We start from the raw sequence: 25,109 nt of genomic DNA on the forward strand, positions 1-25,109 counted from the left end.
GCCAGGGGCGCGGCGTGCTCACGAAAGCGCACCTTCCAGATCCACCTGCAGATCCCCCAGCTCTTCCACGCCCACGCTCAGCCGTACCAGCGCATCGCTGATGCCCAGCTGGGCGCGGCGTTCCACCGGGATCGAGGCATGGGTCATCACCGCCGGGTGGTTGACCAGGCTTTCCACGCCGCCGAGCGACTCGGCCAGGGTGAACAGCTCGGTCTTCTCGCAGAAGCGCTTGGCCGCCTCGAAACCGCCCTTGAGGACGATCGAGACAATGCCGCCGTAGCCGTTCATCTGGCGCGTGGCCAGTTCATGCTGCGGGTGCGAGGCCAGGCCGGGGTAGATCACCTTTTCCACCGCCGGGTGGGTTTCCAGCCACTGGGCCAGGGCCAGCGCGTTGGCGCAATGGGCCTTCATGCGCAGCGGCAACGTCTTCAGGCCGCGCAGGGCCAGGAAGCTGTCGAACGGCCCCTGCACGCCCCCGATGGAGTTCTGCAGGAAGGCCATCTGTTCGGCCAGCTCGGCGTTGTCGCCCACCACCACCATGCCGCCGACCATGTCCGAGTGCCCGTTGAGGTACTTGGTGGCCGAGTGCAGAACCAGGTCCGCGCCCAGTTCCAGCGGGCGCTGCAGCATCGGCGAGGCGAAGGTGTTGTCCACCACCACGACCAGGCCATGGCGCTTGGCGATGGCACTCACCGCGGCGATGTCCACGATCTTCAGCATCGGGTTGGTCGGGGTTTCGATCCACACCATCCTGGTCTGCGGGGTGATCGAGGCTTCGAACGCGGCCAGGTCGGTCAGGTCGACGAAGCTGAACTGCAGGTTGGCGGTGCGCTTCCGCACGCGCTCGAACAGGCGGAAGGTGCCGCCGTAGATGTCATCCATCGCCACCACGTGGCTGCCGGCGTCCAGCAGCTCCATCACGGTGGAGCTGGCGGCCATGCCCGAGGCGAACGCGAAGCCGCGGCTGCCGCCTTCCAGGGAGGCCACGCAGCGCTCGTAGGCGAAGCGGGTCGGGTTGTGGGTACGCGAGTACTCGAAGCCCTGGTGTTCACCGGGGCTGGACTGGGCGTAGGTGGAGGTCGCGTAGATCGGCGGCATCACTGCGCCGGTGCTCGGATCCGGCGACTGTCCGCCGTGGATGGCCAGGGTAGCCAGGGCAAGCGCACGGTTGCCGTGCCCGGAGGAAGCGTGGTCGGACATGTTGTTTCCCAGCAAGGAGAGCCCCGGTGGGGGCTCCCGCAAAAGGAGCGGAAGTCTATCAGCGGCGGCTTAATCGGCCGTTGACGCGGATAAACGCAGATTCAGAGCAGCGGCGGCCGGGGCCAGACGTTTACTGAACGCGGCGGCGCAGGTAGTTGAGCAGGTCGATGCGGGTGATCAGGCCCAGGAAGGTGCCGCCGTCCATGACGATGGCCACCTGGCCACGGTCGAACACCGGCAGCAGCGCCTCGATCGGGGACTTCACATCCAGCCGGTCCAGCTTGCTGACCATGGCCGTGGCCACCGGGTCGCGGAAGCGGGCTTCATCGCCATACACGTGCAGCAGGACGTCGCTTTCGTCGACGATGCCGACCAGCTGGTCGCCGTCCATCACCGGCAGCTGCGACACGTCGTACAGCTTCATGCGCTGGTAGGCGGTGGTGAGCAGGTCGTTCGGGCCGATCACGACGGTGTCGCGCTGGCCATACGGGCGCAGGATCAGGTCGCGCAGGTCGCCGCTCTGCGGGCGCTCCAGGAAGCCGTTGTCCAGCATCCAGTAGTCGTTGTACATCTTGGACAGGTATTTGTTGCCGGTGTCGCAGACCAGCACCAGCACCTTCTTCGGGGTGGTCTGCTCCTTGCAGTACTTCAGCGCCGCCGCCAGCAGGGTGCCGGTGGAGGAACCGCCGAGGATGCCTTCCTTGCCCAGCAGCTCGCGCGCGGTGTGGAAGCTTTCCGCATCGGTGATGGCATAGGCCTTGGTGACGCGGCTGAAATCGGCAATGGAGGGCAGGAAGTCTTCGCCGATGCCTTCCACCAGCCAGCTGCCCGACTTGTCGTTGAGCACGCCGTCGTTGATGTACTCGGCCAGGATCGAGCCGACCGGGTCGGCCAGGACCAGCTCGGTCTTCGGCGAGGCGCTGGCGAAGGCGCGGGACAGGCCGGTCATGGTGCCCGAGCTGCCGCAGCCGAACACGATCGCGTCCAGGTCGCCGTCCATCTGTTCCAGGATCTCCGGGCCGGTGCCGAACTCATGGGCGGCCGGGTTGTCCGGGTTGCCGAACTGGTTGATGAAGTACGCGCCGGGGGTTTCCTCGGCCACGCGCTTGGCCATGTCCTGGTAGTACTCCGGGTGGCCCTTGGCCACGTCCGAACGGGTCAGGCGCACTTCGGCGCCCATCGCCTTCAGGTTGAAGATCTTCTCGCGGCTCATCTTGTCGGGCACGACCAGGATCAGCTTGTAGCCCTTCTGCTGGGCTACCAGGGCCAGGCCCAGGCCGGTGTTGCCGGCGGTGCCCTCGACCAGGGTCGCGCCCGGGGTGAGCTCGCCGCGCTTTTCAGCGGCCTCGATCATCGACAGGCCGATGCGGTCCTTGATCGATCCTCCGGGATTGGCGCTCTCCAGCTTCAGGTAGAGCTCGCAGACACCGGTGTCCAGGCGCTGGGCCTTGACGATCGGGGTGTGCCCAATGAGGTCGAGTACGGAGGAGTGGATTGCCATCGGATCACATCGTTCGCGCCGCAATGCGGCCGGACCGGTGATTATCCGACGGTTGACGCGGAAAGTCAGGTTGTGGCGATCAAAGGCCGATGCCGGGCTGTAGGCGGCGGGGTGATGCCGGCCGCGACAGCGGAGCGACGCGAACGGCGCCCGTCGACGAGGTGACGGACGCCGCCCGCGGCGTTGGGTCAAAACCTTACATCAATGCATGGGGGAGTCGTACATCCGTTCCAGCTTCTGCTTGGCCAGCAGCTTCTCACGCTTCATCTGGCCCAAGGTGAGATCGTCTATCGGCAGTACACCGAGTTGGGCATCCATGCACTTTTTGTTCAACTTCTGGTGCCGTTCGTAAAGTGCCTTGAATTCCGGATCACGCTTGCGGCGTGCGTCGATCTCGCTCTGGGGCTGACCTTCAAACATGATGAACCTCCTATCGCTGTACGGCAGAAACAAGAACGCCCCGGCCTGACGGCACGGGGCGTTGCTTTTGGGTGGAGCACCTGGCGATGACCGCGGCCGAACCCGCATGCGCAACCGGGACTGCCCGGACTGCAGACTGCTGTGGTTCGTGCCCTCGGTTCATCGGCCCGGCCCTCCAATCGTCCGGGTCGCGGAAGGCGCCCCGGACAACTGACCCTACGCCTGCCCGAAGGGGTCTTCAAGCGTTTCATCTGAAATTTTCGATGCGCTCCAGCCGGGGTTCAGGCTGAACGCGCACTTCAACGAAAATTAAACAAAAACAGCGGGTTGCGTCATGACCAACGGTCATGACCGACCGTTGCCGGCGACCTGCGGTGACCCGCAGACCCGGCTCAGGGGGCGATGATGACCTCGGCCGAACGCGCCTTGGTGGCCGCGGCCTTCTTGCCCGCCACCTGCAGGCGGCTGGCGCTGACGCCGGCGGCCACCAGGGCGTCACGCAGGGCCTGGGCGCGCTGGTCGCCCACCCCGGCCGCAGCGTCATAGGCCTCGATCCGGACCCGGCCCTTCTTGCCGATGTTCAGGTACTCGGCCAGTGCCTTGGCCTGCCCCTTGGCGCCGCCGGACAGACTGCCCTTGCCGGCCGCGAAGGCATCGCCATTGAAGGTGAACACTTCGCCGCGGCTGTCGAACTTCGACCCCGGCAGCGTGTTGCCCGAGACCAGTTCGGCTTCCTCACGGGCCAGCTTGGCCGCGCTCTGCTGGGCCGCGCTCAGGCGGGCGGTCTGCTTGCCGGCCACGCTGGTCAGCGCCGTTTCGGCGTCCTGGCGGGCCAGGGCCTCCTGCTCGGCCGACTGACGCAGGCGCTCGGTTTCCTCGGCCTGGATCTGCGCCTGCACGCGCAGGCGTTCGGTTTCCTGCCGGGCGCGCTGGGCGTCGCGGCGGCTGGCTTCGATCAGCAGTTCGCTGCGGGTACGTTCCAGCTGGTCCACCTCGCGCTGGGCCAGTGCGGCGCGCACGCTGGTTTCGGCGATCTCGACCCGGCGTTCGGCCAGGTAACGGGCCTGGTCCAGGTCGCGGCGCTTGGCCTTGGCCAGGTCGGCCACGGCCTGCTGGGCCTGCAGGCGTTCGAAGGCGGCCAGCTGCGAGGCGTCGGGATTGGCCTGCATGGCCATCAGGCGCTGGGTCAGCTGGGCCACGGCCGGGTCTTCGGCGGCCTGGGCCAGCAGCGGCAGGGCCAGGCCGGCGGCCAGCACCAGGGTGGACGCGCGCAGCGTGCGGGACTTCTTCGGCGCGACGGTCATCAACGGTTCTCCCCGGTGGCGAGCTGGCGTTGCAGCTGGGTCACTTCATTGCGACGCAGCTGCAGCTGGGCGGTGGCGGTGGCTTCTTCGCTGCGGGCGCGGGCCAGGTCGGCATCCACGGTGGCGCGCACGGCCAGGGCCGGGGCGTTCTTGCGCTCGCGGCGGTCGCCGGCGGCGCGCTGGGCCTGTTCCAGGCCTTGGCGGGCCACGGCGATCAGATCCGGGGCGTACTGGTCGGCATCGGCCTGGGTGGCCTTGTCCACCGCCTGCCGGGCCTGCATCAGTTCCAGGGCGCCGTCCTGGGCCTGGGCGGCGCCTGCCAGCGCGAATGTGCACGCCATCACGCAAACAATCATGACCACCGACGGGATACGTCGTATTTGTGCGAAGCTATTCATTGGGGGTGCCGTCGCCAGAAGTAGGAGCGCGGCCATTGTCGGAAGCCTGCGGCGTGCTTGCAATGGCACGCGGCCGATTGTTGGGGAAACATTTCGCATGGATATCGGCTATTTCCTGAAGCTGATGACCGAAAAGAACGCGTCGGACATGTTCTTGACCACCGGCGCCCCGGTCTACATCAAGATCGAGGGCAAGCTGTACCCGTTGGGGAACACCGGCTTGCCCCCGGGCATGGTCAAGAAAATCGCCTACTCGCTGATGGACGAAGGCCAGGTGCCCGAGTTCGAGCGCGAGCTGGAGCTGAACATGGCCATCGCCCTGGCCGAGGCCGGGCGTTTCCGCGTCAACGTGTTCAAGCAGCGCGGCGAGGTCGGCATGGTGATCCGTGCGATCCGCAGCAAGATTCCCAGCATCGAAGAGCTCAACCTGCCGCAGGTGCTCAAGGACGTCATCATGACCCCGCGCGGGCTGGTGCTGGTGGTGGGCTCGACCGGTTCGGGCAAGTCCACCTCGCTGGCGTCGATGATCGACCACCGCAACAGCACCACCACCGGTCACATCCTCACCATCGAGGACCCGATCGAGTACCTGCACAAGCACAAGATGTCCATCGTCAACCAGCGCGAGGTGGGGCTGGATACGCACGCCTTCCACAACGCACTGAAGAACGCGATGCGTGAAGCGCCGGACGTGATCCTGATCGGCGAGATCCTGGATGCCGAAACGATGGAGGCGGCCATCGCCTTCGCCGAGACCGGGCACCTGTGCCTGGCCACGCTGCACTCCAACAACGCCGACCAGACCATCGAGCGCATCCTCAACTTCTTCCCGGAAAGCGCGCACCGCAACGTGCTGATGAACCTGTCGCTGAACCTGCGCGCGGTGGTGTCCCAGCGCCTGGTGAAGGGCAAGGACGGGCGCCGCCTGCCGGCCACCGAGGTGTTGATCAACACCCCGATGATCCGCGACCTGCTGCGCCGCGGCCAAGTGCACGAGATCAAGGCCGCAATGGAAGCATCGCTGGAAGAGGGCATGGAGAGCTTCGACCAGTGCCTGTTCCGGATGGCCAAGAACGGCATCATCGAGCAGGAGGAAGCGCTGCGCGCGGCCGACTCGCGCGATGGCCTGGCGCTGAAGTTCCGCCTGTCCGAAGGCGGCAGCGGCGAGCACGATCCGTACGCGGATTTCTCGGCCAACAGCGCCCCGGCAGCGATCACCCACGGGTTCTGATGCGCGGGTGATACGGCGCATCGACCAACGGTCGATGCCTACCGGTTCACCCCGCGTCGATCTGGTTTTCCGGGCGGGCCGTGTCGAAGGCCGGCAGCGCCAGGCAGGCCACGTCGATCCGGACCAGGGTCGGGTACGCGGCCAGGTCCAGGTTGAAGCGGCGCGCGTTGTAGAGCTGCGGCACCAGGCAGCAGTCGGCCAGGGTCGGGCTGTCGCCGTGGCAGAACCGGCCGGTGTCCACCGATTCGACCAGCAGCCGCTCCATCGCCTCGAACCCCACCCGCATCCAGTGCCGGGTCCAGTCGTCGCGCTCGGGCTGCGGCACGCTCCAGGTATCGCTGAAGAACTGCATCACCCGCAGGTTGTTGAGCGGGTGGATGTCGCAGGCCACCAGCTGCGCCAGCGCGCGCACCCGCGCCCGCCCGGGCGCATCGTCAGGCAGCAGCGCCGGCAGCGGGAACACCTCGTCCAGGTATTCCAGGATCGCCATCGACTGGTGCAGCACCTGCCCGTCATGGCGCAGCGTGGGCACCAGCTCCTGCGGGTTCAGCGCCGCATAGGCCTCGCTGTGCTGCTGGCCGCCATCGCGGACCAGGTGCACGGGCGTGATCCGGTGCGCCAGCTGCTTGAGGTTCAGCCCGATCCGCACGCGGTAGGCCGCGCTGGACCGCCAGTAGCTGAACAGCTCGATCGCACTCTCGTCGGTGGCGGCGGTGGCGTTCAGGGCTTGGCGGCCTGTTCGATGCGCTGTTCGATGGCACCGAAGATGCTGTCACCGGCCGCGTCCAGCATCTCGATGCGGACCACGTCGCCGAAGGACATGAACGGCGTGCTCGGCTTGCCATCGCGCAGGGTTTCCACCGTGCGCAGCTCGGCAAAGCAGGAGGCGCCCTTGCTGGTGTCCTCGTTGGCGATGGTGCCCGAGCCGACGATCGCACCGGCGCCCAGCGGGCGGGTCTTGGCGGCGTGCGCGACCAGCTGGGCAAAGTTGAACTGCATGTCCACGCCCGCTTCCGGGGCGCCGAACCAGGCGCCATTGATGTGGGTCAGCAGCGGCAGGTGCACCTTGCTGTCCTGCCAGGCGTCGCCCAGCTCGTCGGGGGTGACGAACACCGGCGACAGCGCCGAGCGCGGCTTGGACTGCAGGAAGCCGAAGCCCTTGGCCAGCTCGCCCGGGATCAGGTTGCGCAGCGACACATCGTTGACCAGGCCCACCAGCTGGATATGGCCGGCGGCCTGTTCGGCGGTGACGGCCATCGGCACGTCGTCGGTGATCACCACGATCTCCGCTTCCAGGTCGATGCCGTATTCCTCGCTGACCACCTTCACCGCATCACGCGGGCCATGGAAGCCGGCGCTGGTGGCCTGGTACATCAGCGGGTCGGTATAGAAGCTCTCCGGCACCTCGGCACCGCGGGCGCGGCGGACGCGCTCGACGTGCGGCAGGTAGGCGCTGCCGTCCACGAACTCGTAGGACCGCGGCAGCGGCGCGGCCAGCGCCTGCAGGTCAATGTCGAAGACGCCGTCGGCGCTGCCGTCGTTGAGCGACTCGTACAAGGCGTTCAGGCGCGGCGCCAGGTGGCTCCAGTCTTCCAGCGCCTGCTGCAGGGTGGCGGCGATGCCGGTGGCGCGCGCGCCGTGGCGCAGGTCGCGCGAGACCACGATCAGGGTGCCGTCACGGCCGCCTTCCTTCAAAGAACCAAGCTTCATGGGTGGGTATCCGGGATCGCGAAAAATAGGTTTCGAGTGTAACCAAAATTGTCGCACCACCAAGCTGCAACGCGACATCCCACCCTACCGCACGTCACGCGCCCACCCAACCAACATCCTCCGCCCACCCGCCTCTCCCCGCGAATCTCTCTATCCCTATCCCTATACCTATCCCTATCCCTATCCCTATCCCTATCCCCATCCCCATCCCTTTACCTATGCCTTTGCGTCTGCTTCTGCCTCGGCCCCAAACGCAACGCCCACGCCATGTCAGGAGGAGGCGGGGTGGGTCCGGTTGCAGGGGCGTGAGCGCCATGGATGGCGCGACCGAGCTTACAGGGACGTACTTGCAGCGTCCCCTGCAACCGGACCCACCCCGCCTCCCCCCGCACACCCGCGCCGTTGCCGTTGCTGTGGCTGTGGCCGTTGCTGTGGCCGTTGCAGCCCCGGGCGCAGGCCGCCCCCCCTCCCAACCTGAACAGGCCAATTTGGTATGGATCTCAAACATCCGCTAGACTATGCGGGTCTGCAGCGGCCGTCCGTTTCCCTTCGGGATCGCCGGCGATATGGATCATCGATCCGTCGCCCGCCCCCACTCCGACGCCATTCGTCATGCATTCCAGTCTGCGCACCGCGCCGGCTGCACCCAATTCTCGCAGCGCGGTTTACGGGAACGCTCCGAGTCAGCCGATCACCTTGATCTGCCTCGCGTCCGGCCATTCGGCCTGGCGTTACTTTGTCTTTGGAGCTTCCACCCGATGTCTTTTGAATCCTTGGGCCTTGCCCCGTTCCTGCTGCGCGCGTTGGCCGAGCAGGGCTACGAAACCCCCACTCCGATCCAGGAGCAGGCCATCCCGCTCGCCCTGGAAGGCCGCGACCTGCTGGCCGGCGCACAGACCGGTACCGGCAAAACCGCCGCGTTCGGCCTGCCGCTGCTGCAGCACCTGGGCACCAACCCGCAGGCCGTCGATGGCCCGCGCCGTCCCCGTGCACTGGTGCTGACCCCGACCCGCGAGCTGGCCACCCAGGTGCATGACAGCCTGCGCGGCTACAGCAAGTACCTGCGCATTCCGAGCGCCTGCATCTACGGCGGCGTCGGCATGGGCAACCAGTTCGACGTGCTGCGCCGTGGCGTGGACCTGCTGGTCGCCTGCCCGGGCCGCCTGATCGATCACATCGAGCGTCGCAGCGTCGACCTCTCCGGCATCGAAATCCTGGTGCTGGACGAAGCCGACCGCATGCTCGACATGGGCTTCCTGCCGTCGATCAAGAAGATCCTCGCCAAGCTGCCGCGCCAGAACCGCCAGACCCTGCTGTTCTCGGCGACCTTCGAAGAAAGCATCAAGCAGCTGGCCCTGGAGTTCATGCGCAACCCGGAGCAGATCCAGGTCACGCCGAAGAACACCGTTGCCGAGAACATCAGCCACCGCGTGCACCCGGTCGATGGCCCGCGCAAGCGCGAGCTGCTGCTGCACCTGCTGGCCCAGGACAGCCGTGAGCAGACCCTGGTGTTCGGCCGTACCAAGCACGGCTGCGACAAGCTGGCCATGTTCCTGGACAAGTCGGGCATCAAGACCGCGGCGATCCACGGCAACAAGAGCCAGGGCCAGCGCCTGCGTGCGCTGGGCGACTTCAAGGCCGGTCGCGTGACCGTGCTGGTGGCCACCGACATCGCCGCGCGCGGTATCGACATCAACGAGCTGCCGAAGGTCATCAACTATGACCTGCCGATGGTGGCCGAGGATTACGTGCATCGCATCGGCCGTACCGGCCGTAACGGCTCGACCGGCCAGGCGATCTCGCTGGTGGCCCAGGACGAAGCCAAGCTGCTGCGCCAGATCGTGCGCCTGCTCGACAAGGACATGGACATCCGCGACGTGCCGGGCTTCGAGCCGCAGACCCCGATCCGCTGGGGCAACAGCGCGCCGGGCAAGGCCGAACTGCCGGGTGGCGATCGCTCGCCGCGCAAGCACGCGCGTCGTCCGCATGCCGAGGCCCCGCGCCACGCCCATGCCGGTCCGAAGAAGACCGGTGGCGGCCAGCGTGATGGTGCCGGTCGCGGCGCCCCGCGTGGCGGCCAGCCGCAGGGCCAGCGCCGTGGCGGTGGCAATGGCGGCGGTGGTGGCCGCGGCCAGGGCGGCGGTGGCGCTCGCGCCAGCTGATCCGTTCGCGGACCGGTGAAACAGAAAAAGGCGACGCATCTGCGTCGCCTTTTTCGTTCAGGCGTGGGTAGCGGCGATCACGGCGGAACGTCGCCGGCACGCTCGGCGATCGGTCGCACGTCGCGCACCAGCGTGAGCAATGTCTTGCCCGGCTCCTCGATCATCACCTCGTGCGCGGACTGCTCGAACCAGACCAGTTCCTTGCGCGGTGCCTGCAGAGCCTGGAACCACGTCGCGCCCAGCGCCGAGGACACATTGTGGTCATGCCGGCCCAGCAACAGGAACACCGGCGTGCGCAGCTGGCGCACCGCCCCCATGTCGACGGTCAGCACGTCCGACAGCAGGTACTGCGTCGAAAAATCGTTGGCTTTCCACACACCGGCGACGTCCGCATCGGTGTATTCGGGTGACAGTGTGATCGCAGCGGCCTCGGCATCACCGCCCTTGCGGTTGTGGACCATGCCACCGTAGTAGTTGAGCCACTTGCGCTGCTTGAACAGATCCGCAAGCGCCACCGGCGCGTGGCCCGATGCATACGGCGCCAATGCCAACAGCTCGGCCTCGGCCTCAGCATTGCCGTCCCGACGCGCCCGTTCCAGCGTCCAGGCCCAGCCACGCCGCTCGCTTTCCGGCCCATTGGTGATCTGCCCGATGCCAATGTAGGCGTGCAGCCACTCGGGCCGCCGCTGCGCCAGTTCCAGGCCCAGATAGCTGCCCCAGGAATGCCCGAGAACGAAGATCCTGTCCTTGCCGAATTCGGTGCGCAGCCAGGCCACCATCTCCTCGGCGTCGGCCACCATGCGCTGGCGGGTCATGGTCGGCGCGATGACCTTGGGGTCGTTGGCACCGTAGGTCTTGCCTGCCCCGCGCTGGTCCCACTGCACCACCGTGAAGTACTCCTCCCACCCACGCTGGAAGTACCAGCTGGTGGGCATGGCGACCCAGCCCGGTCCGCCGTGCAGCATCAGCAGGACCGGGTTGCGCCGGTCGTTGCCGCGGATGGAGACCCATTGGTCGATGCCGCCGATGCGGACTTTCTCAAGCCGCTCCACGCCGTTGTCGGCCACCACGCGGCGCATGTCGGCCACGATCCGGACCGCGTCGCCACGACCGAAGGTGCTGGACGCAGGGCTGGCTGACGCCGGCACGGATACGACGGCCACGGCGGCCACGACGACAACCAGAAGACAGGAAACCAAGGCATTCATCAACGCGCTCGAACGAAGGTGCATTGGGTGCCGAGTGTGCCATGCACCCTGAGCACCCACCACTCTGCCCCGGAGGATGACGTAGAACCGACCGTTGGTCGGCTGCTCTCCGTTCGGGCATTGCGATGGCCGGCTCGAGCGGATGGGTGCAGCGTAGAGCCGACCGTTGGTCGGCTGCTCTCCGTTCGGGCATGGAGATAGCCGACCAACGGTCGGCTCTACCTCGGGGGCATTGCGATAGCCGACTCGAGCGGATGGGTGCAGCGTAGAGCCGACCGTTGGTCGGCTGTTTTCCGTTCGGGCATGGCGATAGCCGACCAACGGTCGGCTCTACCTCGGGGGCATTGCGATAGCCGACTCGAGCGGATGGATGCGGCGTAGAGCCGACCGTTGGTCGGCTGCTCTCCGCTCGGGCATGGCGATAGCCGACCAACGGTCGGCTCTACCCGGGAAGCATTGCGATAGCCGGCTCGAGCGGATGGGTGCAGCGTAGAGCCGACCGTTGGTCGGCTGCTCTCCGCTCGGGCATGGAGATAGCCGACCAACGGTCGGCTCTACCCGGGAAGCATTGTCGTAGCCGACCAACGGTCGGCTCTACCGTCAGCCGCGTTGTTTGGTCGGGTTGAGCTGGTTGCCGAAGAAGATGGCGTTCAACAGCAGGCGCTCGGTGCCGTGCCAGTACTTGCGGTGGGCCGGGTCGTCGGCGAACAGGACCACGTTGCCCTGCCCCTGCGGCGATACCAGCAGCCAGGCCGCACCTGCGACGCGGTTGCGGTTGGTCTCGGACAGGTAGCCGTTGACGCGCGGTGTTTCATCCACGCGCACGACCGTGGAGAACGGATTGCGGCTGGGCTTGAAGCGGATGCCGTTTTCCTTGTTGATCGCCAGCTGCGTGCGCGGCAGGCCGAAGCCCAGCGGATGGCTGGTATCCACCTGCGCACTGAGGATGTTGCCGCTCACCCGCTCGATGGCGGCAATGTCGCGCTGGTCGCCGAAGGCACGCCGCGCTGCGTCGGGTTCCTTCTCGTCTTCGCCCAGCACTTCATCGGCCAGCTTCTGTTCGATCGCCCAGCGCGCGGCGGTGCCGTAGGTCACCAGCGACCCGCCCGCGTTGATCCAGCGCTTGAGTGCGGCCACCGCTGCCGCGTCCACGCCGGTGTAGGTGCCACCGGCCAGCACGATCGTGGTGTAGCGATCCAGTTCCACCTTGCCGAGCTGGGCCGGATCAAGCTTGCTGGCCGGCAGCTGCACCTGCTGGTCGAGCACGAACCAGGCCGAGCCGATCTCGGTGGCACTGACGCCCTCGCCCATCACCAGCGCCACGGCCGGTTTGCGCAGCGCCTTGACGCTGTCGCTGCCCAGGTCGATGCCGCTGCGGCTCTGGCCACTGGCCAGCGCCTGCACACGCACACCGGCAGCACGTGCGGCCTCGTCGACCGCCGCCAGCAGCGCCGCGCCGGCCAGCGGTTGCCCGGCCACCGGGATCACCACGCTGCCGCGTGCGAACGCCTGCTCGCCATCGGCGGTGGCGGCGGTGAATGGCTGGAACGCGGCGCGGGTCAGCAGGCCCCGTGCCTGCAGTGCGTACAGCGCGCGGCTGGCGTTGTAGTCGCGCCAGTCCAGCACATAAGCGTAACCGGCCTGCCCGCCCACCACGCCGCCCTGGGCCGGCGCTACCGCTGCCACGCGCTGGCCACCGCCGATACGGCTGCGGCTGCCGGCAAACGCCACGCCGTAGGCCGGTGCGATCGCATAGGAGGTGCTGCCGTAGAACACGTCACCCTTGATCGGCGGCGTGTCGGCGAAGATCGAATGGACCAGCCGGAACTGCGGCTGCGCGGTGGGCACCACGTAGGCGCTGCCCGGCTCGAAGCGCTGCCCCTCCACGGTCACGGCGGTGCTCAAGGCCTCCACCGTGATCTGGTGCTGCAACAGCAGGTCCAACAGCTTGGCGGTCAGGCCCGGATCGTGCGCGTCGCCGAACACGAACGCCTTCACCGGCTGCTGGCCGGCCTGCTTCAGCGCCGACTGGAAGAACTCCTTCTGCAGTTTGAGCAGGCCATCGCGCTCGGTCACCGCGCCGCGGATGGTGCCCAGCCCGGTGGCCACCTGGTTGCGGATGGTGAAGGGGAAGGTCAACAGGCCGTTGACCGATTCCTGCACGCGACCGCGCGAACTGGCCTGTTCCACAGTGACGCCGACCGCGCCGTGGAAGTCCGGATAGGTGGAGCCGTACACCGGCGAGAAGTTGTCGAAGTTCTCGCCCGTGTAATACAGCGAACCCAGCGCATCCAGCGCCTGCGCGTGGTACTTGGCCAGCGTCTTGTTGAAGGCGTACGACGAGGCCGGCAACAGCGGGCTGTGCATGCTCGCCGGCGACGGTTCGAAGTAGTAGGTGCTGTCCTTGCCCATCTCGTGGAAATCGATCTGGACGTTGGGATACCAGCGGTGGAAGTAAGCGATCTTCGGCCGCGTGTCCTGCTGGGTCAGGGCCAGCCAGTCGCGGTTGAGGTCGGTGAAGTAATGATTGGTGCGGCCCTGCGGGAACGGTTCGACATGTTCCTTGTCGACCGGGTCGGCCGAGGCCGGCGAAGAGGCATAGGCGTTGTGCCAGCTGGCCGCGCGGTCGCGCCCGTCCGGATTCTGCGCCGGGTCGAACAGCACCACTGCCTGCTGCAGCCACTGCGCGGTGTCGGCGCTGCGGCTGGCCACCAGGTAGTAGGCGGTGAGCAGCGCGGCTTCGCCGCTGGAGGTTTCATTGCCGTGCACGCTGTAGCCCAGCCACACCACCACCGGGCTGCTGCCGGCCGCGCTCAGCGGCTGGGCCGGATCGGCCAGGGTGACGTGCTGGCGGCGCAGCGTTTCCAGCTGCTGCTGGTTCTGCGCCGAGGTCACCGTGGCGATCAGCAGCGGGCGGCCCTCGTAGCTGCTGCCGATCTGCTCGACCTTGATCTTGTCCGAGTGCCTGGCCAGTTCGTTGAAGTAGGCCACCAACTGGTCGTGCCGCGTGTAGCGGCTGCCGATCTCGTAGCCGAGGAACTGCTGCGGGGTGGGAATGGACGGGTCGAACTCGCCGCCCTGCGGGAAGAAATACGCGCTCTGCGCGAACGCTGGCGCGGCCAGCAACCACAACGCGCCCACCAGCCAGGTGATGGGACGTGACACGACACGATGCAAAGACACAGCAGTTCCCCATGAAGCGGGCCGGCCTCTCCGCCGGCCCCGTTGAATGCGCACGCTCCGGTGCAGCCAGGTGCCGGGCCGGCGCGCGAAGGCGACCGGCCCGCAGGTTCAGAAGCGGTAGTCGAAGCCCACCGTGAAGTAACGGCCGCGCAGGTCGTACTGGCTGAAGTCGTACGGCGCGCGGATACCCGGGAAGGACGCGTCGTACGGCGGTTCCTCGTCGGCCAGGTTCTGGATCTTGGCGTACACGGTCAGCTTCTCGATGCCGGTGTAGGCCAGGTACAGATCGAACTGGCTGTACGCATCCACGCGGTCCTGCACGGCAGTCGCCGCTGCGCTGGCTTTCTGGTCATACCCGCTGGTGTAGTACCAGGTCAGCGCGGTGCGGAAGTCGCCGTAGCTCCAGTCCAAGGTGGTGGTCGCCTTGTTCTTGGGCAGGGTCGCGCCGAGGTTGCTGCCGGCGTAGTCCACCAGCGGGCCACCGACCACCGTCGGGCGACTGTAGTTGCGCACGTGGGTGAAGGCGCTGCTGAGCGCGAAGTCACCGGCGCGCGCAGTCGGGAAGCGCTGGCGCAGTTCCACGTCGAAGCCGGAGGTCTTCAGCTCGCTCAGGTTCTGGTAGCGGTTGTAGACCGCCAGCAGCTTGCCGCGATCGTCGCGCAGCACCGCACCGGGTACATCGTCGGTGACCAGGGTCTGGGTGTTGTTGGTCCCGACCAGGTTCTCCAGCTCGATGCGGTAGTAGTCCACGCTCAGGCTGGTGTTGGACCACGGCGAGAGCACGATGCCGGCGTTGAAGCTCTTGGTGCGCTCGGGCTTGAGGTCGTTGTTGCCCACGGTGAAGAAGGTCGGGTTCTGGCGCGAGCCCGGCACGTCCGGATCACGCGGGTCGATCACGCTGCCGTAGGCGATGCTGGTGCTGTTGGAGTTCTCCGACAGCGACGGCGCGCGGAAGCCCTTGGAGGCGGCGGCACGCACCAGCAGGATGTCCCACGGCTGCCAGCGCAGGCTGAGCTTGGGCGAGAACGCATCGCCGAAGTCGCTGTAGTGGTCGGCGCGTGCGGCCGCCTGCAGCTCCAGGCGCTCGGCCAGCGGCACGTTCACTTCGGCATAGGCGGCGGTGACCTTGCGCTCGCCGTGCACTTCGGCGATGGCCGGGCGGATCTGCAGGCCGGCATCGATCTGCCACGGGTTGTTGGAGTCGAGCTTCTCGCGGCGCCATTCGGCACCGGCGGCGAAGCCGATCTCACCGGCCCAGGTGTGGCCCAGCGCGCCGGAAATCTTCGCGTCCACGCCCTGCAGCACCGACTCGGCCGGACGCAGCGTGCTGATGTTGATCGCGTTGAGCACCTCCGGCGCGGTGGCCGACGGATTGAGCAGGTTGTAGCTGCCGCTGGCCAGCGCATCGGCCAGCGCGTAACGGTTGGCGAAGCCGCCGGACACGGTCTCGCGCTCGCTGCTGCGTGCGCCGAACGCGCCCACTTCCCAGTCCCAGTTCTGCAGGCTGCCGCGCAGCCCGACCAGGCCGCGGTAGGCCTGCGAACGGTTGGTCTTGATGGTCGGGCCGAGGTTGAAGAAGGTGTACTCGATCGGCACCGCGCGGCCGTACGGGTTGTACGGGCTGCTCGCCGGCAGGTTGGACGACACCGGCTCGGCCAGGCCGGTATCGGCGTTGAGCGCGAAGCGGCCGCTTTCCAGGGTGAAGAACGGGCTGCTGCCGAACCAGGAGACACCCTTGATGTCGCTGTAGAGCACCTCGCCGAAGGCTTCGACGTTGTCGTTCACCCGGAAGGTGCCGTTGACGTAGGCCTGGTAGCGTTTGGTCGACGGGATCAGCGTGGTGTACGGCGCCTGGTTGAAACCGCAGGTGTTGCCGGCCAGGCCGTCGATCGGCGCGCTGGCCACCAGCGTGGTGCCCTGCGGGCAGTTACCGCTGGCGTCGAGCATCGGCACCGAGGTGCCGTTGACCAGATAGCGCGCGCCCTTGGCCGACCAGCCGTTCCAGCGGCCACCGGGCTTGTCGGTGTAGATGCCCGACTTGGTGAGGTCGCGCTGGTCCTGGTCCAGGCGTTCGCGGTTGTAGCCTTCCAGGCTGACCAGGATGTTGTAGCCGTCGGCGTCCAGGTCACCGATGCCGCCGATGAACTTCAGGTTCTGCTCGTCCAGTCCGCCCTGATCGGCGGTGCCCAGGCTGCCGCCCAGTTCGGCGCCCTGGAAATTCTGCCGGGTAATGATGTTGACCACGCCGGCCACGGCGTCCGACCCGTACACCGCCGAGGCGCCGTCCTTGAGCACCTCGATGCGTTCCACGGCCACGAGCGGCAGCGCGTTGAGGTTGACGAAGGTGTCCGACAGGCCGCCAGCCGGGAAGCCGTAGTTGGCCAGGCGGCGGCCGTTGAGCAGCACCAGCGTGTTCTTCTGCGACAGGCCGCGCAGGCCGATGCCGGCCGAGCCGGAGGCCCAGCCGTTGTTGGTGGTCTCGTTGTTGGCGTTGCCGGTGTTGGCCGAGATCGAGCGCAGCAGGTCGGCGACGGTGGCCTTGCCGGTCTCCTCCAGCTGCTGGCGGTCGATCACCTGGACCGGGTTGGCCGACTCGGTGTCGGTGCGCTTGATGTTGGAGCCGGTGACGCGCACGGCGGCAAGGGTCTTGCTGTCGCCGGCAGCGGTGGCATCGGTGGCGGTATCGGCAAACGCAGGCAAAGGCGTGGCCAGAGCAGCAGACAGCGCTGCTACAAGAAGGGTGTGCTTGGGCATGAACTTCAGTGGGGTGGTGGACGACAAGTTCCGCAGTAGTCCATGCCTGGCCATGAACCGGCCAATAACATCTCTTCATACGGATATAAGAGAAACTATCATCTCTTCATCCGGATGGATAGATTTGGTTTCGCCTGCATCCATGTCCCGCCCCCACGCCGGCATGGGCCGCCCGCTACAATGGCGGCATGGAAATCTTCAAAGTCTTTACCCTCGAAGCGGCCCACCGCCTGCCCAACGTGCCGCCGGGCCACAAGTGCGCGCGCCTGCACGGGCACTCGTTCCGGGTGGAACTGAAAGTGGAAGGCGAACCCGGCGAGCAGACCGGCTGGATCATGGACTTCGGCGACGTCAAGGCGGCCTTCCAGCCGATCTACGACCGCCTGGACCACCACTACCTCAACGACATCCCGGGCCTGGAGAATCCGACCAGCGAGCGCCTGGCGATCTGGATCTGGAACGAACTCAAGCCGGCCCTGCCGCAGCTGAGCGAAGTGACCGTCCACGAAACCTGCACCTCCGGCTGCCGCTACCGCGGCTGACCTGTCAGTAGCGCGGTAGAGCCGACCGTTGGTCGGCTCCCGACCCATCATCATCGCCCGCAAGCCTACGCAACCCATTGATTGGAAACCGGTTTAACTGAAACAGGACCACAACTGGCAACAAGATGTTGCAATGCAATATTTTCGGCGTATGCTGCATTGCATCAACGTTCTCGAGCCGCTCCCATGGCGTCCGCGTTCACCGATTCCTTCAGCGACTACACCCGCCAGCTGGCCGCCACGGCCACGCGTGCCAATCGGCTCGCACTGGAAAATGCCGAAAGCATGTTCGGCGTGCAGTTGAAGACGCTGGAAAAGAACATCACCGCCACCAGCGGGTTCTTCGGTGAAATCGCGCAGTCACAGGAACCCGGCACGCTGCTGCCCAAGGGCGCGCAGCTGGCCCGCGACAACCTCGCCCGTTGGACCCGTGCCCACCAGGACGTGGTCGACCTGGGGCTGAAAGCCTCCGAGGCGTTCAGCGAGCTGGTCCGGGGTCCGTCCGCGGATGCCCCTGCCAAGGCGGGCGCTGCCAAGCGCTGAGCCACACCCGCATCGAATTTGCGTGGGTCCCTCCCCCCACGCAATCCCAGACCCGACAGAACCCTCCCTCTGTCGGGTCTTTTTTTGGGCGCGGGGCATGGCCGCTAAAGCGCGCCTGAACCGGTGGCACCGCGCGCCGACATTTCATTACTGGCGTCACACTCCTGACGTGTCATTACTTGCGGGTAATCCATGCGATGGCTAGACTTGCCGTAACACACCCGCCACGCCTCTGACGCGATCTTTCGCGCCATGCTCAAATTGGCGGGTTTTTTTTTGCCGCTATCAGGGGGGCGGCGTCAGGATGACTCGATACCTCAAGCAAGCGCTAACGTTTCAGGCGCAGCTGCAACAACTGCAGTCGCGCGGATTAGGCATAGCGGACCTCGACACCGCCAATCGCTACCTGCAGCGCGTCGGCTACTACAGGCTGATGGGCTATCTATACCTGCAACGCATGCCCGGTAGTGACCAATTCTTGCGTGGCGCAACCTTCGAGGAAGCCGTCTCCCTGTATGAATTCGATCGCGGCCTGCGAGATCTCGTGATGGAGGCTGTTGGTCATATCGAGGTAGCAACCCGCACGCTGCTCACCTATCACTTCTCCCATGCCTACGGGCCTTTCGGGCACCTGGATCCCAGGAACTTTTCCTTCTCCCCAGCAGACCACCGTACGTGGGTGGATGGGATCAGCAAGGAGATCTCACGTTCCAAGGAGACGTTCATTCGTCACTATCAGGACACGTACTCCACTCCGGCGTTTCCACTGGTTCCCATCTGGATGGCGACGGAGGTGATGTCGCTGGGATCCCTCTCGCGCTTCTACAAAGCGCTACGGGCGGTGGAGCAGAAGGTGATAGCACGCGATGTTGAGATGGCCGCACCGGTGCTGCAGAACTGGTTGCATGTCACGAGCGTGGCGCGCAACGTGGTTGCACACCACGGACGCTTGTGGAACAAGGAACTTGGCGTCAGCGCGGCACGTCCACGATCTGCCGGCTGGTCTGAGCCAGAAGCACCGTTCCCTCCGGGCCGGGTCTTCTTTCTTCTCCTGCTGCTTCGCCGCCTCCTGAAGCAGACCACGGCAGATGCTGTTCTTTGGCGTGACCGGGTGGACACCCACCTTCAGAAGGGGCTGACCACTGATAGGCATATCAGCGGACTTGGCGCCACACACGCGTGGCAGACACACCGCCTCTGGAGATTGTGAGGGACCATCGCAGCAGGTCCCGTTGGCCAGTTCCGCACACGGTGCGTCAGCGCACCGCCACCGGCAGCGTAAACACGAACAACGCGCCTTCGCGGCTGTCCATCAGGCGGATCTGCCGGTGATGCAGTTGCAGGATGCGATGCACGATCAACAGCCCCAGCCCGCCGCTGTCCGGGCGCGCACTGCCCAGCGCCGGTGGCGTACTGAACAATGACGCGCGGCGCTCGGGCGCGATGCCCGGGCCGGTGTCGGCGATGGCCACCTGCACCTCGCCGTCCTGCGCGCGCAGCACCACCTCGATGCGGCCGCCCTCGGGCGTGTGCCGGATCGCGTTGTCCAGCAGGTTGGTCAGCACCCGCTCGATCAGCCCCAGGTCGGCCACGACCGCAGGCAACCCCGGCGGAATGTCGGCGGTGAGCGTCTGCCGGCGCGCCTGCGCGGCCAGCTCGAACTTCTGGAACACGTCCTGGACCAGGTCGGGCAGCGAGAACGCCTGCAGGTCCAGGCTGACCCCGCCGTGCTCCAGCCGTGCCAGTTCGAACAACGCCTGTGCCAGCGCGCCCACCTTGCGGCTTTGCGCCAATGCGATGCCCAGGTAGCGCTGGCGTTCGTCGGCGCCCAGCGTGGCGTCCTTCAAGGCCAGCGTTTCCAGGTAGCCATGCAGCGACGACAACGGCGTGCGCAGGTCATGGGAAATGTTGGCCACCAGCTCGCGCCGCTGCAGATCCTGTTCGCGCAGCTGCTGCCACTGTTCGCCCAGGCGCTGGCCCATGTGCCCGAAGCTGTGCTGCAGGATCGCCAGCTCGTCGCGCTCCCCGGCCCGCAGCGGGGTGGGTGGCAGCGGCGTGCCGGCACCGGCGGCGTCCACGTCGAAAGCCTGGATGCGCCGGGTCAGCTGGCGCAGGGGGCGGGTCACCCAGCGGAACGCGACCACGCCGGCCAGCAGCCCGACCACCGCCACGATGGCCAGCGACCACAGCGTGGTGCGCAGGGTCGCATTGGCGGCGATGTTGGCCGCCAGCGCCTCGCGCTGCTCGCCCACCAGCACCACGTAGATATAGCCGGCCTGGCGGCCCTGCACCCACAACGGTGCGGCATTGAACACCTTGCGGCCGGTCGCGCTGCGCGGGTCGTCGCCGAGGATAGGCAGGGGCTCGTCGTGCAGCAGCGCCTGCACCGGGGCCAGGTCCACGCGGTCGCGCTTGAGGTGGCCGTCGGGCGCGTCGTGGCCGAGGATGCGGCCTTCGTCGTCGAGCAGGTAGACCTCGACGCTGGGGTTGACCGCCATCAGCTTGCCGAACAGCGCGCGCACTTCGCCGCCGCGCATGCCGCGTGCGTCCATCAGTTCGCCGCTGCGTGCGATGTGCTCGGCCAGCCCGCGCGACAGCCGCTGCACGGTTTCCTGTTCGTGCATGGCGGTGCTGCGCATCTGGATCCACAGCAGCGCGCCGCAGCAGGCCAGCAGCAGCGCGCAGAACACCACCGACAGGCGCTGGGACAAGGTCAGGCGGATCATGCGGCGTCCCCGTCAGTGTCGACCAGCTTGTAGCCCCGCCCCCACACCGTCTGGATGCGCTGCGGCGTGGCCGGGTCGCGTTCGATCTTGTTGCGCAGCCGGTTGATGTGGGTGTTCACGGTGTGCTCGTAGCCGTCGTGCTGGTAGCCCCAGACCTGGTTGAGCAGGTCCATGCGCGAATACACCTGGCCCGGATGCCGGGCAAAGAAATACAGCAGGTCGAACTCGCGCGGGGTCAGTTCCAAGGGGCGGCCTTCCACCTGCGCGGTGCGTGCAACCGGGTCGATGCGCAGCCCGGCCACCTCGGTTTCACCGGCATCGATGCGGGCGTTCTGCGCCATGGCCTCCACGCGCCGCAGCAGCGCCTTCACCCGCGCCACCAGTTCCAGCATCGAGAAGGGTTTGGCCAGGTAGTCGTCGGCGCCCAGTTCCAGGCCCAGGATGCGATGCACTTCGCTGGCCCGCGCACTGGTGATGATGATCGGCGTATAGCGCGCCATCGCCCGGGCACGCTTGCAGATCTCCAGCCCGTCCACGCCCGGCAGCATCAGGTCCAGCACCAGCGCGCTCCAGGGCTGCGCTTCGAGCAGGGCCAGGCCCTCGTCGCCGGTGGCGGCGTGGGTGACCTCATAGCCTTCGTCGCGCAGGTGCATGCGCAGCAGGTTGGCGATATGGACATCGTCTTCGACGATCAGGACACGCTTGGCGCTGCTCATCGGTGCGGGCGGGCCGGTAGGGGGAACAGGCTGCATTGTCGGCCGATCGGGCTCCGGATGTGTCACGGAAAATTTAACCCTGCGTGAGGATTCGTTGACCGGCCCGGGCGCAGCATGGCCGCATCGTTTCCATCCCAGGAGATCGGCCATGCGTTACACCCGTCGCAATGTGCTCGGCATGGGCGCCATGACGGCCGCCGCCGGCCTGTTCGGCCTGACCGCATGCAGCGGCCCGGCACCGGCCGCACCGGCGGCCCCCACGCGCCGTTTCGAGGTGATGCGCACCGACGCCCAGTGGCGTGAACAGCTCAGCCCGGCCGCCTACGCCGTCCTGCGCCGCCAGAGCACCGAACGGCCCTACAGCAGCCCGCTCAACAAGGAGCACCGACGCGGCACCTTCAGCTGCGCCGGCTGCGCGCTGCCACTGTTTTCCTCGTCCACCAAGTTCGACAGCGGCACCGGCTGGCCCAGCTTCTGGGCGCCCCTGCACGGCGCCGTGGAAGAAGACCGCGACACCACGCTGGGCATGATCCGCATCGAGGCGCACTGCCGACGCTGCGGTGGCCACCTGGGCCATGTGTTCGACGACGGTCCACGCCCCACCGGCCTGCGCTACTGCATGAACGGCGTGGCGATGCGCTTCACCGCGGCCTGAGCGCCGCTCCCCCTGCATCCTGGAAGGATCTGACCATGTTCCTGATTGTCCTGGCCTATCTTGGCGGCGTACTTACCATCCTCAGCCCGTGCATCCTGCCGGTGCTGCCGTTCGTGTTCGCCCGCTCGGACCGCCCCTTCCTGCGCAGCGGCCTGCCGCTGCTGGTGGGCATGACGCTGATGTTCGCGGTGGTGGCCAGCCTGGCCGCGGTGGGCAGCCAGTGGGTGGCCCAGGCCAACCAGATCGGGCGCTGGATCGCGCTGGTGGTGATGGCGGTGTTCGCGCTGGCGCTGCTGTGGCCGTCGCTGGCCAACCGCCTGCTGTCGCCGTTCCAGCGGCTGGGCGCGCGGCTCAGTGCTTCGGCCGATGCGGCCAGTGATGCCGGGCGCGGCGGGGTGGGCACCTCGCTGCTGATCGGCATTGCCACCGGCCTGCTCTGGGCACCGTGCGCCGGGCCGATCCTGGGGCTGATCCTCACCGGCGCGGCGCTCAATGGCGCCAGCGTCGGCACCAGCGGGTTGCTGCTGGCCTATGCGCTCGGCGCCGCCACGTCGCTGGCCCTGGCGATCTGGATCGGCGGGCGCGTGTTTGCCGCGCTCAAGCAGCGCCTGGGCGTGGGCGAGTGGATCCGCCGCGCACTCGGCGTGGCCGCGCTGCTGGCGGTGGTCGCGATCGGCATGGGCTGGGACACCGGCGTGCTGACCCGCCTGTCCACGGTGAGCACGGCCAAGCTCGAGCAGGGCCTGCTGGATGTGCTGCCGGGGCAGGAACCGGCCGCGGGCGGTTCGATGATGATGATGGCCGCCAACGCGCCAGCCGGCGCGCCCTTGCCGGTGGAAGGCACCCTGCCCTCGCTGGCCGGCGCCACCGGCTGGCTCAACAGCCCGCCGCTGAGCGCCGAGGCATTGCGCGGCAAGGTGGTGCTGGTCGATTTCTGGACCTACTCGTGCATCAACTGCCTACGCGCCATGCCGTACGTGCGCGAGTGGGCCGAGCGTTACCGCGACCACGGCCTGGTGGTGATCGGCGTGCACGCCCCGGAGTTTGCTTTCGAGCGCAGCCTGGGCAACGTGCAGCGCGCGGTGAAGGACCTGAAGGTCACCTACCCGGTGGCGATCGACAACGACTTTGCGATCTGGCGCGGCTTCAACAACCGCTACTGGCCCGCGCACTACTTCATCGATGCGGAAGGCCGCATCCGTGCGCGCCACTTCGGCGAAGGCAATTACGCGCAGTCCGAGCAGATCATCCGCCAGCTGCTGCGCGACGCCGGCAACACCCTGCCCGACGAACCCGCCCAGGCCATGGCGATGGCCGGCGCCGCGCCGCGCGATGGCATCGAGCAGCAGGCCGACATGCGCAACCTGAAATCGCCGGAGACCTACCTCGGCCACGCCCGCGCGCAGAGCTTCGCCTCCCCCGGTGGGCAGCAGACGGACCGTGCCACCGAGTACACCGTGCCGGCCACCTTGCGCTTGAACCAGTGGGCGCTGGGCGGGCGCTGGACGGTGGGCGAGGAAGATGCACACCTGGACGCAGCCGGTGGCCGCATCGCCTTCCGCTTCCATGCCCGCGACCTGCACCTGGTGCTGGCCCCGGCCGTGGATGGCACCCCTGTGCGCTACCGCGTGCGCATCGACGGCCAGCCGCCGGGCGAGGCCGCCGGGGGCGATGTGTCGGCCGATGGCAGCGGCCAGGTCGGCGAGCACCGGCTGTACCAGTTGATCCGCCAGCGCGGCGATGTTCGTGAACGCACCTTCGAGATCGAGTTCCTTGATCCGGGCGTGCATGCCTATGCCTTTACGTTCGGTTGAGCCCTGGAGGCCTTCGATGAAGATCGCAATGGACAAACTGGTGGCCGGCAGCATCGCGGCGGTGATCGCGGCGATGACCATCACCGCGGTGGTCAGCCTGGATCGCCCGGCGCAGGCGGCCACGGCGCAGGCGCTGGTGACGCTGCCCGCGCCCAGCGCCGCAGCCGAGCTCAAACAGTCCGGCATCCACCGCGCCCAGGTGGTATTTGCGGGCGGCTGCTTCTGGGGCGTGCAGGGCGTGTTCCAGCACATCAACGGTGTGGACAACGCGGTGTCCGGCTACATCGGCGGGAGCGCGGGCGATGCCAGCTACACGCGGGTGGGCAGCGGCGGCACCGGCCATGCCGAGGCGGTGCAGGTCACCTACGATCCGTCGAAGGTGAGCTACGGGCAGCTGATGCAGGTGTTCTTCTCGGTGGCCCACGACCCCACCCAGCTCAACCGCCAGGGACCTGATCGCGGCACGCAGTATCGTTCGGCGGTGTTTGCCGACGATGCCGGGCAGCGCGATGCCACCCAGGCGTATATCGCCCAGCTGCAGCGCGCCAAGGCGTTCCGCGCCCCGGTGGTGACCACGGTCGAGGGCGGCAAGCGCTTCTATCCGGCCGAGGGCTACCACCAGAACTACCTCACCCTGCACCCGGAGTCGCTGTACATCCGCATCAACGACCTGCCGAAGGTGGAGGCGCTCAAGCGCCAGTACCCGGCCCTGTACCGCGACACGCCGCGACTGGTGTCCACGCTGTCGGCGCGCTGAAAGATGCCCCCCGGGTAGAGCCGACCGTTGGTCGGCTGCCGTTGGGGTAGAGCCGACCGTTGCTCGCCTGCCTTTGGGTGCCGGGATACGTGCAGCCGACCAACGGTCGGCTCTACCCGGACGGGGTCGAAAAAAGTGCACGGCGCAACACGGCACCGCCGTGCACGAGGGAAGTCCGGGAGGCGCAGCGGCGGGCCGCACGCGCTGGAAGGAGCATGCTAGGCTGCGCGCAGCAGCGGATACAGAGCCAGCTTCCGGCCATCCGCACGGTTACAGATTGCGGCG

At 67.2% G+C, this 25,109-nt stretch carries 20 protein-coding genes; 8 read left to right on the forward strand and 12 right to left on the reverse strand.

The features are described from left to right. Positions 1–18: 18 nt before the first annotated feature. The 5 genes from AC6CHL_RS13780 to AC6CHL_RS13800 form a co-directional block, all read right to left on the reverse strand. Complete coding sequence (locus AC6CHL_RS13780; protein ID WP_498294847.1) at positions 19–1,200, reverse strand: cystathionine gamma-synthase; 1,182 nt, start codon at positions 1,198–1,200, stop codon at positions 19–21. 130 nt (positions 1,201–1,330) lie between these two features. Then, on the reverse strand, positions 1,331–2,701 hold the full coding sequence (locus AC6CHL_RS13785) for a pyridoxal-phosphate dependent enzyme (protein ID WP_038690651.1): 1,371 nt from the start codon (positions 2,699–2,701) through the stop codon (positions 1,331–1,333). Between the two features lie 201 nt (positions 2,702–2,902). Then, entirely contained in the window at positions 2,903–3,121 is a 219-nt protein-coding gene (locus AC6CHL_RS13790) for an HP1242/YdcH family protein (RefSeq protein ID WP_038690653.1), read from the reverse strand. Positions 3,122–3,513: 392 nt separating this feature from the next. Then, a complete protein-coding gene (locus tag AC6CHL_RS13795; protein ID WP_448132956.1) occupies positions 3,514–4,425 on the reverse strand; it encodes a coiled-coil domain-containing protein in 912 nt (303 codons plus the stop codon). Beyond that, entirely contained in the window at positions 4,425–4,766 is a 342-nt protein-coding gene (locus tag AC6CHL_RS13800) for a DUF4398 domain-containing protein (RefSeq protein WP_051598900.1), read from the reverse strand. Before AC6CHL_RS13800 ends, AC6CHL_RS13795 begins: the two co-directional genes overlap by 1 nt. A gap of 154 nt (positions 4,767–4,920) precedes the next feature. Here AC6CHL_RS13800 and AC6CHL_RS13805 point away from each other — a divergent pair, with 154 nt between their 5' ends. Next, positions 4,921–6,054 (forward strand): PilT/PilU family type 4a pilus ATPase, encoded by a 1,134-nt coding sequence (locus AC6CHL_RS13805; protein ID WP_038690656.1) that lies wholly within the window; start codon positions 4,921–4,923, stop codon positions 6,052–6,054. A gap of 46 nt (positions 6,055–6,100) precedes the next feature. On the opposite strand, the gene maiA is transcribed toward AC6CHL_RS13805, so the two are convergent. Both maiA and AC6CHL_RS13815 read right to left on the reverse strand, forming a co-directional pair. Further along, the gene (maiA, locus tag AC6CHL_RS13810; protein WP_498295043.1) at positions 6,101–6,745 is read right to left on the reverse strand and encodes a maleylacetoacetate isomerase; all 645 of its coding nucleotides are present in this window, start codon (positions 6,743–6,745) and stop codon (positions 6,101–6,103) included. A gap of 29 nt (positions 6,746–6,774) precedes the next feature. Continuing rightward, on the reverse strand, positions 6,775–7,764 hold the full coding sequence (locus AC6CHL_RS13815; protein WP_137191130.1) for a fumarylacetoacetate hydrolase family protein: 990 nt from the start codon (positions 7,762–7,764) through the stop codon (positions 6,775–6,777). 758 nt (positions 7,765–8,522) lie between these two features. On the opposite strand from AC6CHL_RS13815, the gene AC6CHL_RS13820 reads away from it, so the two are divergent. Then, positions 8,523–9,926 (forward strand): DEAD/DEAH box helicase, encoded by a 1,404-nt coding sequence (locus AC6CHL_RS13820; RefSeq protein WP_447591737.1) that lies wholly within the window; start codon positions 8,523–8,525, stop codon positions 9,924–9,926. A 77-nt stretch (positions 9,927–10,003) separates the two neighbouring features. On the opposite strand, the gene AC6CHL_RS13825 is transcribed toward AC6CHL_RS13820, so the two are convergent. The 3 genes from AC6CHL_RS13825 to AC6CHL_RS13835 all read right to left on the reverse strand — a co-directional run bounded on the left by AC6CHL_RS13825 (position 10,004) and on the right by AC6CHL_RS13835 (position 17,071). Next, positions 10,004–11,134, reverse strand: coding sequence for an alpha/beta fold hydrolase (locus AC6CHL_RS13825; RefSeq protein ID WP_498294851.1), 1,131 nt, complete (start codon positions 11,132–11,134; stop codon positions 10,004–10,006). 600 nt (positions 11,135–11,734) lie between these two features. Beyond that, a complete protein-coding gene (locus AC6CHL_RS13830; RefSeq protein ID WP_498294853.1) occupies positions 11,735–14,317 on the reverse strand; it encodes a M14 family zinc carboxypeptidase in 2,583 nt (860 codons plus the stop codon). A 108-nt stretch (positions 14,318–14,425) separates the two neighbouring features. Next, positions 14,426–17,071, reverse strand: a complete 2,646-nt coding sequence (locus AC6CHL_RS13835; protein WP_463602051.1) for a TonB-dependent receptor — start codon at positions 17,069–17,071, stop codon at positions 14,426–14,428. Between the two features lie 188 nt (positions 17,072–17,259). On the opposite strand from AC6CHL_RS13835, the gene queD reads away from it, so the two are divergent. From queD to AC6CHL_RS13850, 3 genes are all read left to right on the forward strand, one after another. Next, entirely contained in the window at positions 17,260–17,613 is a 354-nt protein-coding gene (gene queD / locus AC6CHL_RS13840) for a 6-carboxytetrahydropterin synthase QueD (RefSeq protein WP_038690662.1), read from the forward strand. Positions 17,614–17,799: 186 nt separating this feature from the next. Beyond that, a complete protein-coding gene (locus AC6CHL_RS13845; protein ID WP_038690664.1) occupies positions 17,800–18,156 on the forward strand; it encodes a phasin family protein in 357 nt (118 codons plus the stop codon). Between the two features lie 304 nt (positions 18,157–18,460). Then, positions 18,461–19,366, forward strand: coding sequence for an Abi family protein (locus AC6CHL_RS13850; protein WP_038690666.1), 906 nt, complete (start codon positions 18,461–18,463; stop codon positions 19,364–19,366). 46 nt (positions 19,367–19,412) lie between these two features. Here the strand turns inward: AC6CHL_RS13850 and AC6CHL_RS13855 are convergent, their stop codons facing one another. Then, positions 19,413–20,882, reverse strand: coding sequence for a sensor histidine kinase (locus AC6CHL_RS13855; RefSeq protein ID WP_498294855.1), 1,470 nt, complete (start codon positions 20,880–20,882; stop codon positions 19,413–19,415). Then, complete coding sequence (locus AC6CHL_RS13860) at positions 20,879–21,598, reverse strand: response regulator transcription factor (protein WP_159495648.1); 720 nt, start codon at positions 21,596–21,598, stop codon at positions 20,879–20,881. The genes AC6CHL_RS13855 and AC6CHL_RS13860 overlap by 4 nt, the downstream gene beginning before the upstream one ends. Positions 21,599–21,746: 148 nt before the next feature. Between AC6CHL_RS13860 and msrB the strand changes: the two genes are divergently transcribed. Genes msrB through msrA form a run of 3 tightly spaced genes read left to right on the forward strand, consistent with a single transcriptional unit; the run spans position 21,747 to position 24,824 of the window. After that, positions 21,747–22,253 carry a peptide-methionine (R)-S-oxide reductase MsrB gene (gene msrB, locus AC6CHL_RS13865; RefSeq protein ID WP_038690671.1) on the forward strand — a complete coding sequence of 169 codons (507 nt, stop codon included), beginning with the start codon at positions 21,747–21,749 and terminating at the stop codon, positions 22,251–22,253. 35 nt (positions 22,254–22,288) lie between these two features. Beyond that, positions 22,289–24,067: a cytochrome c biogenesis protein DipZ gene (locus AC6CHL_RS13870; RefSeq protein WP_498294857.1), complete on the forward strand. Its 1,779-nt coding sequence runs from the start codon at positions 22,289–22,291 to the stop codon at positions 24,065–24,067. 16 nt (positions 24,068–24,083) lie between these two features. Next, complete coding sequence (gene msrA / locus AC6CHL_RS13875) at positions 24,084–24,824, forward strand: peptide-methionine (S)-S-oxide reductase MsrA (RefSeq protein WP_498294859.1); 741 nt, start codon at positions 24,084–24,086, stop codon at positions 24,822–24,824. The last annotated feature ends 285 nt before the right edge of the window (positions 24,825–25,109 follow it).

This window comes from Stenotrophomonas sp. GQ19 (genome assembly GCF_059758695.1).

Bases quoted from the DNA above. Each gene is read 5' to 3' on its own strand.
- AC6CHL_RS13780 (WP_498294847.1), bottom strand. From the start codon at position 1,200: ATGTCCGACCACGCTTCCTCCGGGCACGGCAACCGTGCGCTTGCCCTG.
- msrA (WP_498294859.1), top strand. From the start codon at position 24,084: ATGAAGATCGCAATGGACAAACTGGTGGCCGGCAGCATCGCGGCGGTG.
- AC6CHL_RS13805 (WP_038690656.1), top strand. From the start codon at position 4,921: ATGGATATCGGCTATTTCCTGAAGCTGATGACCGAAAAGAACGCGTCG.
- AC6CHL_RS13800 (WP_051598900.1), bottom strand. From the start codon at position 4,766: ATGGCGTGCACATTCGCGCTGGCAGGCGCCGCCCAGGCCCAGGACGGC.
- AC6CHL_RS13870 (WP_498294857.1), top strand. From the start codon at position 22,289: ATGTTCCTGATTGTCCTGGCCTATCTTGGCGGCGTACTTACCATCCTC.
- AC6CHL_RS13845 (WP_038690664.1), top strand. From the start codon at position 17,800: ATGGCGTCCGCGTTCACCGATTCCTTCAGCGACTACACCCGCCAGCTG.
- AC6CHL_RS13835 (WP_463602051.1), bottom strand. From the start codon at position 17,071: ATGCCCAAGCACACCCTTCTTGTAGCAGCGCTGTCTGCTGCTCTGGCC.
- AC6CHL_RS13820 (WP_447591737.1), top strand. From the start codon at position 8,523: ATGTCTTTTGAATCCTTGGGCCTTGCCCCGTTCCTGCTGCGCGCGTTG.
- AC6CHL_RS13825 (WP_498294851.1), bottom strand. From the start codon at position 11,134: ATGAATGCCTTGGTTTCCTGTCTTCTGGTTGTCGTCGTGGCCGCCGTG.
- AC6CHL_RS13790 (WP_038690653.1), bottom strand. From the start codon at position 3,121: ATGTTTGAAGGTCAGCCCCAGAGCGAGATCGACGCACGCCGCAAGCGT.
- AC6CHL_RS13795 (WP_448132956.1), bottom strand. From the start codon at position 4,425: ATGACCGTCGCGCCGAAGAAGTCCCGCACGCTGCGCGCGTCCACCCTG.
- AC6CHL_RS13850 (WP_038690666.1), top strand. From the start codon at position 18,461: ATGACTCGATACCTCAAGCAAGCGCTAACGTTTCAGGCGCAGCTGCAA.
- AC6CHL_RS13815 (WP_137191130.1), bottom strand. From the start codon at position 7,764: ATGAAGCTTGGTTCTTTGAAGGAAGGCGGCCGTGACGGCACCCTGATC.
- AC6CHL_RS13855 (WP_498294855.1), bottom strand. From the start codon at position 20,882: ATGATCCGCCTGACCTTGTCCCAGCGCCTGTCGGTGGTGTTCTGCGCG.
- queD (WP_038690662.1), top strand. From the start codon at position 17,260: ATGGAAATCTTCAAAGTCTTTACCCTCGAAGCGGCCCACCGCCTGCCC.
- AC6CHL_RS13785 (WP_038690651.1), bottom strand. From the start codon at position 2,701: ATGGCAATCCACTCCTCCGTACTCGACCTCATTGGGCACACCCCGATC.
- msrB (WP_038690671.1), top strand. From the start codon at position 21,747: ATGCGTTACACCCGTCGCAATGTGCTCGGCATGGGCGCCATGACGGCC.
- AC6CHL_RS13860 (WP_159495648.1), bottom strand. From the start codon at position 21,598: ATGAGCAGCGCCAAGCGTGTCCTGATCGTCGAAGACGATGTCCATATC.